Annotated in this window: 11 protein-coding genes and 1 riboswitch; of the genes, 2 read left to right on the forward strand and 9 right to left on the reverse strand. The window is 45.8% G+C overall.

Annotated features, from left to right (window positions below):
* The 3 genes from moaD to moaA all read right to left on the reverse strand — a co-directional run bounded on the left by moaD (position 1) and on the right by moaA (position 1,823).
* Complete coding sequence (moaD, locus tag EXU30_RS09680) at positions 1 to 249, reverse strand: molybdopterin synthase sulfur carrier subunit (RefSeq protein ID WP_130599555.1); 249 nt, start codon at positions 247 to 249, stop codon at positions 1 to 3.
* Positions 250 to 333: 84 nt separating this feature from the next.
* On the reverse strand, positions 334 to 810 hold the full coding sequence (gene moaC / locus EXU30_RS09685; protein WP_130599557.1) for a cyclic pyranopterin monophosphate synthase MoaC: 477 nt from the start codon (positions 808 to 810) through the stop codon (positions 334 to 336).
* Positions 811 to 842: 32 nt separating this feature from the next.
* On the reverse strand, positions 843 to 1,823 hold the full coding sequence (gene moaA / locus EXU30_RS09690) for a GTP 3',8-cyclase MoaA (RefSeq protein WP_130599559.1): 981 nt from the start codon (positions 1,821 to 1,823) through the stop codon (positions 843 to 845).
* A riboswitch (molybdenum cofactor riboswitch) is annotated at positions 1,811 to 1,944 on the reverse strand. Its footprint overlaps the gene before it by 13 nt.
* Positions 1,945 to 2,209: 265 nt before the next feature.
* Here moaA and EXU30_RS09695 point away from each other — a divergent pair.
* Together EXU30_RS09695 and EXU30_RS09700 are read left to right on the forward strand one after the other, a co-directional pair.
* A complete protein-coding gene (locus EXU30_RS09695; RefSeq protein ID WP_130599561.1) occupies positions 2,210 to 3,859 on the forward strand; it encodes an electron transfer flavoprotein-ubiquinone oxidoreductase in 1,650 nt (549 codons plus the stop codon).
* Between the two features lie 237 nt (positions 3,860 to 4,096).
* On the forward strand, positions 4,097 to 6,010 hold the full coding sequence (locus tag EXU30_RS09700; RefSeq protein ID WP_130599563.1) for a methyl-accepting chemotaxis protein: 1,914 nt from the start codon (positions 4,097 to 4,099) through the stop codon (positions 6,008 to 6,010).
* A 101-nt stretch (positions 6,011 to 6,111) separates the two neighbouring features.
* On the opposite strand, the gene EXU30_RS09705 is transcribed toward EXU30_RS09700, so the two are convergent.
* From EXU30_RS09705 to EXU30_RS09730, 6 genes are all read right to left on the reverse strand, one after another.
* Entirely contained in the window at positions 6,112 to 6,870 is a 759-nt protein-coding gene (locus tag EXU30_RS09705; protein WP_130599564.1) for an MOSC domain-containing protein, read from the reverse strand.
* A gap of 410 nt (positions 6,871 to 7,280) precedes the next feature.
* Positions 7,281 to 8,141 (reverse strand): PfkB family carbohydrate kinase, encoded by an 861-nt coding sequence (locus EXU30_RS09710; protein ID WP_130599566.1) that lies wholly within the window; start codon positions 8,139 to 8,141, stop codon positions 7,281 to 7,283.
* A 165-nt stretch (positions 8,142 to 8,306) separates the two neighbouring features.
* The gene (locus EXU30_RS09715) at positions 8,307 to 9,644 is read right to left on the reverse strand and encodes a coproporphyrinogen III oxidase family protein (protein WP_130599568.1); all 1,338 of its coding nucleotides are present in this window, start codon (positions 9,642 to 9,644) and stop codon (positions 8,307 to 8,309) included.
* Between the two features lie 280 nt (positions 9,645 to 9,924).
* The gene (locus EXU30_RS09720; protein ID WP_130599570.1) at positions 9,925 to 10,893 is read right to left on the reverse strand and encodes a formate dehydrogenase subunit gamma; all 969 of its coding nucleotides are present in this window, start codon (positions 10,891 to 10,893) and stop codon (positions 9,925 to 9,927) included.
* 72 nt (positions 10,894 to 10,965) lie between these two features.
* The gene (gene fdh3B, locus EXU30_RS09725; RefSeq protein ID WP_130599572.1) at positions 10,966 to 11,535 is read right to left on the reverse strand and encodes a formate dehydrogenase FDH3 subunit beta; all 570 of its coding nucleotides are present in this window, start codon (positions 11,533 to 11,535) and stop codon (positions 10,966 to 10,968) included.
* Between the two features lie 29 nt (positions 11,536 to 11,564).
* A complete protein-coding gene (locus EXU30_RS09730) occupies positions 11,565 to 14,420 on the reverse strand; it encodes a molybdopterin-dependent oxidoreductase (RefSeq protein WP_130599574.1) in 2,856 nt (951 codons plus the stop codon).
* Between the last annotated feature and the right edge of the window lie 15 nt (positions 14,421 to 14,435).

Raw genomic sequence — 14,435 nt, forward strand, 5'->3', positions numbered from 1 at the left:
TTAACCACCTGTTACTGGTGGGAAGAATGCAACTTCGTCACCTTGTTCAACCACAGTATCCCAGTTGCTCATGGTTTGGTTTACCGCAACAAGTAGTTTGTCTGAGGTCATTACTTTGCCCCACTTTTCATTTTTAGCGGCTAATACCGCTCGTAAATCTTCCGTGGTGTGGATCCCTGAAGCCGGTACAGCTACTTTATCTGTACCTAGCAATTCACGTACTTGAGCAAAAAATAATACCTGGATCATAACAACTCTCTCATAAAACCAGCGCTAACTGAGCATACGTTTCAGCTAGCTGAATCTGACCTAATAATAATTTTAAATAAAGACTTAAGCAGTGAAGTGTCCTGATTTTCCACCGCGTTTTTCAAGTAAACGCACCTGCGAAATAATCATGTCTTTTTGCACGGCTTTACACATATCGTAAATGGTTAACGCCGCGGTTGACGCAGCAGTTAATGCTTCCATTTCTACGCCCGTTTTGCCAGATAGTTTACACAGGCTAACAATGCGCACACGGTTATGTTCAACCTGTGGCTCAAGTTCAACCTCGACCTTGGTCAACATGAGTGGATGACACAGTGGAATTAAATCTGAAGTTTTTTTAGCGGCTTGAATACCTGCAATACGGGCGGTGGCAAATACATCCCCCTTGTGATGACTGCCACTCATGATCATCTCTAAAGTCGATGGTGCCATTTCGATAAATGCTTCTGCGCGGGCTTCACGCTCAGTCACTGCTTTTTCGGTCACATCGACCATGTGGGCGTTGCCATCGGCATTAATATGGGTAAAACGCTCGCTCATGAATAAACCTTGTTTAATATTAACTAGAAAGGTTAGCCACCAATGGACGCCAAATGTTGCGTCACACCAGTCACTCCTTGATGTAAGAAATGAGTTTCTTTTTTCTGCTCAAGCTGACCATGTAGACGCTCAATAAGCTCAGGTCGTTGACTTGCATCTTGCAATAAATCGCGCAGGTCAAGGCCATTTTCAGTAAACAGGCATAAATGCAGCTTACCTTTTGCCGAAACCCGCAGGCGATTACATGAAGCGCAGAAGTTCTTTTCATAGGGCATGATAAGGCCAATGCGACCTTGATAGTCACCATGGCTAAAGTTTTGCGCTGGGCCGTCATCAACTCGTGGCAAATCGAACAACCAGCCTTGTTGCTCAAGCTGCTTCTTAATATCGATGCCCGATAAATGATGTTCCTGGAAATAGTCGTGACCCAGACCCGTTTCCATCAGCTCGATAAAGCGCAAATCAATTGGCGTGTGCTTAATCCAGTCTAAAAACTTAGGTAAGTCTTTATCGTTAAGGCCTTTAAGCAATACAGCGTTAACTTTAATACGCTCAAAACCGGCTTCTAACGCCGCATCGATACCACGCATCACTTCGTCGAATTTATTCTCGCCAGTGATCTGATAAAACATTTTCGGGTCAAGGCTATCAACTGAGACATTAATGCGGCGCAAACCAGCGTCATACCATTCTTTAGCGTGCTTGGCTAAACGGTAACCATTAGTGGTGGTTGCAACAGTTTTAATATTAGGAGTATCAGCAACAACACGAATGATGTCAGTGAAATCCTTACGCAATGAAGGTTCACCACCAGTAATGCGGATTTTTTGCGTGCCTACTTCAGAAAAGGCGGCAACCAGATTTTCAATCTCATTGAGAGATAAAAACTTAGGTTTACCATCAGGGCGATAACCATCAGGAAGGCAGTAAGTGCATTTGAAGTTACATACGTCAGTGACTGACATGCGCAGATAATGAAATCTACGACCAAAATTATCTTGTAGTTGGGACATGTTAACCTTTCCAAGTGCGGGAGGTGAGTGCATTTCTTTACCCACCCCGGTGGCATCATTACCACGGCTAGCATCCCATATCTGTGGACGTAGGGATGAAAGCTCGGAGAACCGTCATGTCTAATTATAGGCAGATTTTTTGCCCAACCAATACCCCTTTAGCTCAAATTTTCACTTTTGATCACACTACTGTTAACTATTTGTGACTCATATCAACAGTGGCAGATTGTTTTTTCCGCTGTGACACAGCGCAATTTTACGGTAAGGTTAATAACTAAACGATCGTTTACGTTAGCGTCACGGAATGCCGCTAAATAAACAAAAATCGTCACAACAACAAATGACTCTGCAATGTACAGAGTTTAGCCACTACAAAAGGTGAGGAAATGGAACGCGAATCAATGGAGTTCGACGTAGTCATCGTCGGCGCAGGCCCAGCTGGTTTAGCAACAGCCTGTCGTTTAATGCAAATATCAAAAGACGCTGACAAAGAAATCAGCGTTTGTGTGGTAGAAAAAGGCTCAGAAGTGGGTGCGCACATTCTTTCAGGTGCGGTATTCCAACCAGATGTGTTAGATGAACTATTTAAAGACTGGCGCACTAACTGTGCTCCACTCACCACTCCTGTTACTAATGATGACATTTATCTGTTCAATAGCGATACCAAATCGCGCCTAATGCCAAATAGCCTGGTGCCAAAAACCATGCACAACGACGGCAACTATATCGTGAGTGTAGGTAACCTTGCTCGCTGGTTAGCAGAAAGAGCCGAAGAGCTTGGGGTGGAGATCTTCCCAGGCTTTACTGCGAGCGAACTACTATTTGATGAAAACAACGCGGTTAAAGGTATCTTAACTGGCGATATGGGTGTTGGCGCCGATGGCAGCGAAAAAGACGGCTATATGCCAGGCATGGAACTGCTAGCTAAGTACACAGTGTTCTCTGAAGGTTGTCGTGGTCATTTAGGTAAGCAGCTTATCGCTAAATATCACCTAGATAATGGCAAAACACCGCAGCATTACGGTCTTGGCTTTAAAGAAATTTGGAAAATCCCTGCTGAGCAACATCAGCAAGGTAAAGTCGTCCACACAGGCGGCTGGCCATTAGTTGATGGCGCATCTGGCGGTGGTTTCCTCTATCACATGGAAGATAACCAGGTTGCAGTTGGTCTGATTGTTGACCTTAACTACAAAAACCCACATTTGAGCCCATTCGATGAGTTCCAGCGCTACAAAACTCATCCTGTTATTGCGCAATACCTAGAAGGCGGTGAGCGCTTAACTTATGGTGCCCGCGCGATTGCCAAGGGCGGCCTTAACTCACTACCTAAAATGTCATTCCCGGGTGGCCTACTTGTGGGTTGTGACGCTGGCACCTTGAACTTTGCCAAGATCAAAGGCACTCACACTGCAATTAAGAGCGGTATTCTAGCAGCAGAAACTCTAGGTGAAGGGCTAATTGCCGGCCTTGAAGGCGGGAAAGATCTCGATTGCTTCCAAAGTCGTTTTGAAAACAGCTGGTTGCACGAAGAGCTACACAGCTCACGCAACTTTGGCCCAGCACTGCATAAGTTTGGCACCTTGTTAGGCGGCGCGTTTAACTTTGTCGACCAGAACTGGTTTGGTGGCAAGTTCCCTGTCACGTTTAGAGATACCACGCCTGATCATCAAGGCATGGGACTGGCAAGTGATTATGCCAAAATCGACTACCCTAAACCTGACGGAAAGCTGAGCTTTGATAAGCTGTCTTCAGTGTATTTATCCAATACCTACCATGAAGAAGATCAGCCTTGCCATCTGCGCCTAAGTGACCAAAGCATTCCGGTAAGCGTAAACCTTGCAAAATATGATGAACCCGCGCAACGTTACTGCCCTGCTGGTGTTTATGAGATTGTTGAGGAAGAAGGCGAGTCAAAGCTGGTAATTAATGGTCAAAACTGCATTCACTGTAAGACTTGTGATATCAAAGACCCAAGTCAAAATATCACCTGGGTAACGCCTGAGGGCGGCGGTGGGCCTAACTATCCGAACATGTAGTCTCATTGCTCGATGATAGAACGAATTAAGCGCACCCTTTGGTGCGCTTTTTCTTTCCTTTACAAGCATATCTATCGATAATTCTACTACTATTAACCAAGCACCTAGTTACCCAAGATTGCATTGTCTATTCCCGTATATTTTGAGGTAAACAGTGCATTAAAAAACCGCAAACAAGGTTAAATAATTTGTCATCAGGCCGATAAAACCAATACCTGATAATTGAGGCTGCTGTAAATGAATGCACTATCCAAGCTAACCATTAAACAAAAAATTCTGATGTCGGTCACTGTTGCCGTATTGCTATCAACCATACTGGTTGGTTACCTAGGCCAGCGTAGCGCTAAAAATGTGGTTGAAGAGCGGATGTTAGACTCTGAATTTCCCAGCCTATTGATGCAAATTCGCCACAAAGTAGAGTTAGACATCAATAGCTTGCTCAATGCTGCTGAGCAGCTTGCAACTAGCCGTATGCTGCTTAATTGGCTTGAGCAAGACAGACCACAAGCTCAAGAAGCTAATGTGATTGCGCAGCTAAGAGATGTAAAAAATCAGTATGACTTAGTGCAAGCGTCTTATGCCGACCGCGAAACAGCAGCTTATTATACGCAAGACGGTTTTCTACGTATTTTGACTCCAGACCAAGATGGCTGGTTCTTTGGGTATCGCGACAGCGGCCAAGAGCGCATGCTCAATGTTTTTACCGAAACCAATGGCGAGGTAAAGCTGTTCATCAACTATCAGCAACCTAATGGCCGCGGCCTGGTTGGCTTAGCTAAATCCCTTGATGATATGGTTCGATTGCTGGACTCAATCAAAATTGAAGATACGGGTTTTGTTTATCTAGTGGATGCCAAAGGTGAAATTAAGCTGCACCCAGATACCAGCAAAATTGGCAAAGTTAACCTTAATGGCCTCTACGATTCAGCCGGCAGCTTGCTAAATCGCAATGACTTTAATTTGCTACGTACTGACGTCGATGGCGACTCAACCTTAGTCGCCAGCAGCTACATTCCTGCGATGGACTGGTATCTCGTGGCTCAAGTACCTGAATCTGAAATTTTCGCCCTACTCGATACCGCAGCATATCAAATCTTAGTCAGTACCTTGATTATCGCTGCGATATTCACCGGTCTCGCTATTGGCGTTGCCACCTCTGTTAGCAGGCCGATTTCTAAGGTTGCTGAGTTATTTAGAGATATTGGCGAGGGTGAAGGTGACTTACGCCAGCGTTTACCCGTCGAGGGCAACGATGAGCTCGCGCAACTTGCCCAGGGCTTTAACAGCTTTATCAGTAAGATTCAGCAATCTGTGATTGAGGTGGCGCAAACTAGCGAACAACTAAGTTTGTCGGCAAATGATGTATCGGCGCAAGCTAATCAAACCCTTGACGACAGTTACCAACAAAAAGACCGCACCATGATGGTCGTTACCGCGATTAATCAAATGGGTGCGACTGTGAGCGAGATTGCCAACAGTGCAGCTCAGGCTGCAGACACTGCAAGGGCGGCGGACGAGGAATCTTCAGAAGGCCAGCAAGTGGTGATGACAGCCCGCGATACCATCAATCAGTTGTCAAACGATGTTGAACAAGTGGGCGAAGTGATTGAATCACTAGCTACCCATACTAAGTCTATCGGTGGCATTTTAGACGTGATCCGTGCCATTTCAGAACAGACTAACTTACTCGCACTCAACGCAGCAATTGAGGCAGCTCGGGCAGGTGAAGCCGGACGCGGCTTTGCCGTTGTAGCTGATGAAGTGCGTAGTCTGGCATCGCGCACCGCCGACTCAACCAACGAAGTGCAAACCATGATTGATAAGCTACAAGCGGAAGCTAGCCGCGCCGTAGATGCCATGGAAAAATCGCGTAACCGCTCGCAACAAGGTGTTAGCGCGGTTGACGAGGCTAGTCAGTCGCTCACAGGTATTAGTCAGCAAATCGCCACCATTAGCGACATGAATATTCAGGTGGCAGCGGCAACCGAAGAGCAATCTACAGTTGTGGAAGACATTAATCGCAACGTCACTGAAATTAATGATATCACCCAGCGCACCGCAGATACCGCACAAGCTGCCGCAGCAGCCAGTGAGTCATTAAATCAACTGGCTAGTCGCCTTGATAGCCTAGTTGCTAGCTTTAAGGTGTAAGTCAAAAATAAAGCCAGCACAAAAAACGCCGCAGATATTAACTGCGGCGTTTTTATTTATTTGACAGCGGCCAAATGCTATCGGCTTGTGGAGTTAGCACATTAATGGTCGTGAGCTGGAAGCTGATAATTAGTAATGGTTTTAACCAATACTGAATCTAATTTTGGTTTACCTTGAGGCCCATATAAACGCATATCCCATGGTTCAATACTCCCCATATCCAAGCGATTTTGCAGGCTATTAACCCAGCTTTGCGCGAGTCCATCACTATCGAGCAATCTTTGGTATTGATTGGCATCAAACTGAGGCAAAAAGTAAATTCGCATAGCCTCAGCTAGGCTGATATCACTGCGGCGCTCTATAAGCTCCATACTGTCAGACTTATCAATGGTGCCGGCTTCAATCACCTTATAGAACCAACCACACAAGGCTGTTTCTTGCATAGCTAGAGCAAACTGTGGCTGATTAAATTGTAGGTTTAACTTAAAACATGGCGAGCGCGGCTGTGTCACCTGCAACACCACATCACCAAATCGCACAATATCACCAATATTTACCTGCGCTTCATTGACGCCTACGGTTGAAATATTTTCGCCCATGGTCGGGGCGTCTCGCACTCCAGAAATTAAATCCCAACGGCGATACTGACCATAATGCTCGCGAGGAAAATGGTGGATCACCCGGTCAACACCACCATGGTGCTTAGGATCGGCTTCGCCATTACCTTGAATACGTTCATGAGTAACAATTAGCTGTTTTGCAGGACGCTTTTGATTGATTGTGGTGCTTACACCATCATGATTATCTTGCTTATCACCGAGATACAGCCCAGATAATCGACTCACTAATTGCTTACTCACAGCTTGCTCCCTTTATTGTGTTTTCAGAGGTGAAATCTTGCGAACATAGGTATGCCCCCTGAACAATGTGAGGCTCAATATACTGGAAAATCGCTCAAAAAAAAGCCCCGTGAATAATCACAGGGCTGTAAATCACTATTACGACTTAACAGCTGGGCATATTAATCTATACCGAGCTCTTAAAAGAAGGGAGTTGCGAGAAGCCTAGTTAACTAGCCCGAGTATAGGATAACTGCAACAACAGTTATGGGGAGCCTGCCTCTGCTAGCCTCAGCATCTTCTAAAGCACGGGCATAGTAAAGTGTTCAGATGACAGCTAGATGACAGTAAGTTGGCAGTTTTATTAGGCGTTTAGGTGCAAATACCCAAGATCTTGCCCGTATCCAAAGCTGTAGCAACTTTCGGTTGGATTAAATAGCCGGTCGAGTTTCTAGGTAATCCAGTAGATCTTCGCCCGGTACCGAGCTTTGTGTTGCCACAGCAAAACTTGCCCAAACTGCAGCCTGTTGCATAGCTACCTTTATGTCTGCGCCATTAATTAAACTATCGATCAACCCTGCAGCATATGCATCACCCGCACCTGTGGTATCCACAACCTCAGCGGGCATGGCACTTACCTTGATAGGTTCACCATCATGATAAGCCGTCGCGCCATTCTCACCATCGGTCACCACAAAATACCGCAACGCTTTACCCGCTATGCTTTGTCCAAACACCCAGAAGTCATCACTACAACGCTCCTGCATATCAGCAAGAGATGCCACTAACACATGACAAGGCAACGGCTCATTACTGCTACTTAATTGGGCAACTACCACACACTCAGGATTCTGCTCGATAGCCGCTTGCGACCATACATGCGGATCTTTAGCACAAGAGTTTATGTAAAAACCTTGCCACTTATGCCATTTGGGCTGTTTTGGTAAGTGAAATTCAGGGCGACGCGAGCGGATAATAGTGCGCTCACCATCTGGCGTCATGACCAATAGCATTTCACTGGTATGGCCTTGATAACGTTGCACCATACGGCAATCTAGACCTAAAGTGCCAGCTTGTGCCAGTACCCAGTCCCCTAAGTCATCGCTACCAACTTGCGCCACTATCGATACATCATGCTGCGCCCATACTAGTCCTAGACCAGTATTCGCACCGCCGCCACCTAAGCGCAGTCCACCATCTTCGTAGTGGAAACGCCCGCCAGTTTGCAAGGGTTTGTCTAATTGCAAAATACGGTCGCAATTGATGTTCGCTAGTAAAAGAATGTTCGCCATACATCAGCCTTTAACGTGAGAAGCTAGTCTGGTGAGAAGATCGTCAGCTCAACTCACAATCCATTGTTGTTTCAATACGCTCATTAAGCCCTGAGATTACGCGAATCAAAAAAAACGGCAACTGTTTCAGCTGCCGTAAATTCAAAGTTTTGCATGACCCGAAAGCTACATATCTCGCTTAGCAAGCGGCTTACGCAGTTGGGCGCGAACGTTATCCATGCCAGAGTAGAACTCTTTCATCATCACAAGACCCATCATTTTACCGTTATCAGTAACGATGATGTTGTCAGGGTCGCTTGGGTCGTTCTTGATTGCGCCGATTGCCTTCATCGAGGTCATCTCTTTAAACAACGCAGTATCAAGGTTAACCCCAAACTGATCGCGGAAGTACTTGCGTGAAAGACGACCCGAGAACATCCCAAGCAAGAAGCGATATTGCATAACCTCTTTCTTGTGATACAGCTTTTGCTGCTCAACCGCCATGCGCCCTTGAGCGATACGCTCCTGGTATTTACGCAGGCTAAAAGTATTCACATACAAGGTGTCATTCAAGAAACTAAACGAGCCAGAGCCAACGCCAAGATACTCGTCGTAATCAATCACGTACTCGTCAAAGCCTTCGTTATTAGCTTTGCCAAATGCCCAACCAGACAACTGGTTATACTGACCAATTAAGCTGTTTAGGATTTGTCTATATTGATCCATCATCTCACCGTGTGGCGCCGCTAGTTTTCCTTTAACGCTTTTACGAGTTTGGTGCGTGATCATCAATGGATAAGTGGTGATCTGTCTTGGGTCTAACTTAGAAGCTATATCCAGATCAGATTGAATGATTTCGGTTGTTTGGCCTTTGAAGCCAAAGATTAAGTCGATGTTGATAATTGGGAATAGCTCTTTCGCCGCCATAATGCGATCAAAGGTTTCTTCACCTGTGCCAAACTTCTCTAGACGGTCGGTCATCTTGAGGATGCCGTTATCGAAACTTTGCACCCCAATCGACATGCGATCCACTAAGCCCTTGAGCTGTTTAAACTCAGGATTAGCTAAATGCTGCGGATCAGACTCACAAGACACTTCTTTAATTTCTGGAAATAAAGTCTTTGCGTGCTCAATGGTGCGCGCCAACTCGTCTTCCAATACAGTTGTGGTACCGCCACCGATGTACATGGACTCGAAACGATAGCCGAGGTCTTTGGCCATCTGCATTTCTTTACGCAGGGCTATAAAATAGGCGCGTGCTTTTTCTTCGTTAAATAAAAAACGGTGGAAAGTACAAAATGAGCACAAGGTATGGCAGAACGGGATATGCGCATACAGCATGTATTTCTTGCCCTCAACCGGCTTTGGCATGCGGTCGGCAGAAATCGTATCTAGCTTGAGGTTCTTATCAACAAAATACTGCATGACGCGCTCCAATGAGCTCACCATCCAGTTGGGTACGGTAATATCAGCTTGATAAGGGGTAATTATTTTGCTGTCTGGTAAAACAATTGAAGATGACATGGTTACTCCGGGCCCACGCTTGAACACCTCAAGGCGCGCCGATAAATTTATGCAGTTAACTTAGCGTAGGTCTAATCCCCTTCACCTACGTATTTTTAGGTATTAGCTTACACAATCATCACCCAACAAACTGTGAACAAGCTATCACTAATATTCACTCCCCTAACAAGTTTAACTTTATTTAATGTTGATCTTAGTCAAAAGATCACTATTTGATAACTAAGTAAACAAAAACACCCCAGTTAGGGCTGGGGTGTTTTTATTGGCAGTTTATACGCGATTACTCTTTGTATTTTAACGTGCCGTTCTCTTTGATTTCATCATACCAAAGGTTGTGGTGTTGCTTTGCCCACTGCTCATCACAGTAACCAGAAACCATACACTCCATACCACCTTCAGACATAACTGTTGCCATGAAGATATGTACGATAGAGAAAGCAGTAATCACGATTGCGCTCACTGAGTGCAATACTAGTGCAATTAAGCTTAGTGTGCGGCTTGGTTCAAACAAGTTAGGGAATAATAGCAACATACCTGATGCTGAGATAACTAGGCCAAAGAAGGCAAATGCCCAGAACCATAATTTCTCACCCGCGTTAGCAAAACCTGCGTCAGGGTGCTTACCTTTAAATGGACCAAAGTTAATGTAGCCACCAACGTACATCATCCACTTAAGGTCGTACATTTTTGGTAGCTGGTTTTTAGCCCAAAGTAGCGTCATTAATGCCCAACCTAGCATGAACGGAATCGCCATGTAGTCGTGGATTAATTTCGCAGAGTTGATTAAACCGGCCCATAAACCTTCTCCAACGTACGGCTGCAGGAAGAAGCGACCCGCTAGCAAAGTTAAACCCGTTAGGATTAACAGCAAACAAGGGATAGCACCCAACCAGTGAATCGATACGTCGAACTTAGACCAACGATAAACTAACTTGCCTGTGAAACCACCGTGCAGTTTAGAGATACCATTGATTTTGATAAACACCACAAAGACGATGATCATGCCGAACAGTGCAGCGGTTAATGCCGGAGCAAGTAAGTCGCTACGTAGCTCGAACACGCGTAAATCATAAGTGTTGATCAGCTGTTCGTGAGCTTGACCATGAGATGTGGTTACGCCTTTGGCACCCTCTTTAACTTGGGCCCAAATTTGTCCTTCAGTCTCTGTCGCTGTATTTGTGTCAGCCATGCTTACACCGCTAAATAGCAAGGTGATAGCAACGCTTAACATAATAAATAAATTTTTCATGTTACATCCTTCTGGCTCACTAGGCGCTGCAAGCAGCGCCTAGATTAATCGGACTAACTCAGGATGTGAGGATTAACCCCAAATCGCCTTGTTAGAGCCACGAGAAGCAACACGCTCACGGAAGATGTTAGAAACAACTTCTGCATCACCAGCAAGCAGTGCTTTAGTCGCACAAAGCTCAGCACACATAGGTAGCTTACCTTCGGCGATACGGTTAGCACCGTATTGCTTACGCTCTTTGTCAGAGTGGTTCTCTTCTGGGCCACCGGCACAGAAAGTACACTTGTCCATCTTGCCACGGCCGCCAAATACTGACTTTTGTGGGAACTGTGGAGCACCGAATGGACATGCATAGAAGCAGTAACCACAACCGATACAAGTGTCTTTGTCGTGAAGTACGATGCCATCTTCTGTTTTATAGAAACAGTTTGCTGGACATACAGCCATACAAGGCGCATCACTACAGTGCATACATGCAACTGAGATAGATGCTTCACCAGGCTTACCGTCGTTAATCGTCACTACGCGACGACGTTGAATACCCCACTCTAGTGCAGAGTCGTTTTCGTTCTTACATGCTGTGACACAGCCATTACATTCGATGCAGCGCTTGGTATCACATAAAAATTTCATTGTAGCCATATTGGCAATTCTCCTAGCTTAATCTGCAACTATGCTTTGGTGATTTGACAAAGCGATGCTTTGGTTTCTTGCATCTGCGTGATTGGGTCATAACCGTAAGTTAGAGCCGTGTTCGCAGATTCACCTAGAACATAAGGTACAGTGCCTTCTGGGTAGTTAGGCGCTAAGCTTTCACCGTGCATTTCACCTGCGAAGTGGTATGGCATCCAAGTAACGCCTGGTTTAACACGAGGTGTAACCATAGCTTTAATCTTAATGCGACCACCTTCTGCACCCTCTAGCCATACTGTGTCACCGTTACGGATACCGCGATCAGCAGCATCAGCAGGGTTGATTTCAACAAACATTTCTTGTTGAAGCTCAGCTAGCCATGGGTTAGAACGTGATTCTTCACCACCACCCTCGTACTCAACTAGACGACCAGAAGTAAGACCTAGTGGGTACTTATCTGTGTTGTCATTGTCTTGAATAGTCTTGTACAGAGTAGGCAGACGATGAATTTGCATATCATCGTAAGTTGGGTACTTAGATACAAGGTCACGACGAGGCGTGTATAGCGGCTCGCGGTGTACAGGTACTTGGTCAGGGAAAGTCCAAACAATACAACGAGCTTTTGCGTTACCGTAAGGGATACAACCGTGCTTCATAGCAACACGTTGGATACCACCTGAGATATCAGTCTTCCAGTTTTTGCCTTCTGCATGTACTTTCTCTTCTGCAGTTAGCTCGTCCCACCAACCTAGCTGTTTCAGCATGTCAGCAGTGAATTCTGGGTAACCGTCTTGGATTTCAGCACCTTTAGAGAAGCTGCCTTCAGCAAGTAGGTTCTTACCTTGATACTCGATACCGTAACGCGCACGGAAGTTACCGCCGCCTTCAAGTACGTGCTTGTTTGTGTTGTACAGAATTTGAGTACCAGGGTGCTTCTGCTCTGGTGTACCCCAACATGGCCAAGGCATACCGTAAGTATCGCCTTTAGCAGGACCACCCGCAGCTTCAAGAGTCTTGTTGCTGAAAGTACCCCAGTTTTGAGTGTGTTGCTTGATACGCTCAGGGCTTTGACCTGTCATACCGATTGTCCACATACCGCGGTTGATTTCGCGAGTAATGTCTTCAATCACTAGCATGTCTTTGCTGTCTTTAGCGATACGCTTAGTGTACTCGTCAGCAAAGCCAAGCTTTTGCGACAGACGGTACATGATCTCTAAGTCAGTCTTAGATTCAAATAGTGGCTCAACCACTTTTTCACGCCATTGTTGGCTACGACCTGAGTTAGATACTGAACCTTCAGTTTCGAACTGAGTACAAGCAGGAAGTAGGTAAACACCATTTTGACGACGGTGCATTACACCCGCCATTGTTGGGAATGGGTCCACAACAACTACTGTATCCATCTTGTCTAGTGCATCACGAACGTCTGACTGACGAGTTTCAGTGTTAACTGATTGACCCCAGAAGAAGCCCATGCGAACGCGGTCTTTCTGCGCTAGTTTTTCAGGTGTTTCTAGTACACCGTCATGCCAACGAGAACATGGAATACCAGGCGTGTTCATTGGGATACGACCTAGGTATTCGTTTTGGTCGAAACGACCTTTAACCCAGTCAAATTCTAGATCCCAAACGTTTGACCAGTGCTTCCAAGAACCGGTCTTAAGACCGTAGTAACCTGGTAGCGTGTCAAATAGTAGACCTAAGTCAGTTGCACCCTGTACGTTATCATGACCACGGAAGATGTTAGTACCGCCACCTTGTTTACCCATGTTACCTAGAGCAAGCTGAAGGATACAGTAAGCACGAGTGTTAGCATTACCAACGTGGTGCTGAGTACCACCCATACACCATACAACCGTACCTGGACGGTTTTCAGCCATTAACTTAGCTGCTTGGTATACTTCTTCTTCGCTACAACCTGTGATGTCTGCAACTTCTTTAGGTGGGAACTTTTTCACTTCCTCGCGGATGGCATCCATTTCGAATACACGTTGCTCGATGAAAGTTTTGTCTTCCCAACCATTTTCGAAGATATGCCATAACATACCGTAGATGAATGGAATGTCAGTACCAGGACGTAGACCACAGTGAAGGTCTGCGTGAGCTGCTGTACGAGAGTAACGTGGATCTACCACGATAATCTTAGCGTTGTTCTTCTCTTTCGCGATCAGAATGTGCTGCATTGCTACTGGGTGAGCTTCAGCCGGGTTAGCACCGATGAAGAAAATAGCATTGGCATTTTGAATGTCGTTGAAAGAGTTAGTTTGCGCACCGTAACCCCAAGTGTTAGCAACACCGGCTACAGTGGTAGAGTGACAAATACGTGCAGAGTGGTCGACGTTGTTCGTACCCCACATTGCCGCAAATTTACGGTACATGTAGCAGCCTTCGTTCGAGAACTTAGCACTACCCATGAAGTATAAAGAGTCTGGACCTGATTCTTTGCGGATGTCTAACATCTTGTCGCCAACTTCGTTGAAAGCTTGCTCCCAAGATAGTTTCTTCCACTTACCGTCTACCAATTTCATTGGGTATTTAAGACGTTTCTCACCGTGACCGTGCTCACGTAGCGCAGCACCTTTTGCACAGTGACCACCAGCGTTGAATGGGTGATCGAATGCAGGCTCTTGACCAGTCCATACACCGTTTTGTACTTCAGCGTATAAACCACAACCTACAGCACATGCAGAACAAACGGTACGTTTGATTTCAATTGGCGCATCGTGCGGTACATCTTTCGCTTCTGCACGGCGCATCATGCCAGTGCCTAACATTGAAGCGGCAGCGATACCACCAGTGGTAACACCCACTTGCTTCATAAATTGACGACGGTTAATGCCTAAGCTTGCTGTTTTAGCTTCTGTGGCCGTCGCAGACTTACGAGTTAGTTTCATCTAAATTCTCCTAAT

Source organism: Shewanella maritima (assembly GCF_004295345.1).
In the GTDB taxonomy this organism is placed as follows: domain Bacteria; phylum Pseudomonadota; class Gammaproteobacteria; order Enterobacterales; family Shewanellaceae; genus Shewanella; species Shewanella maritima.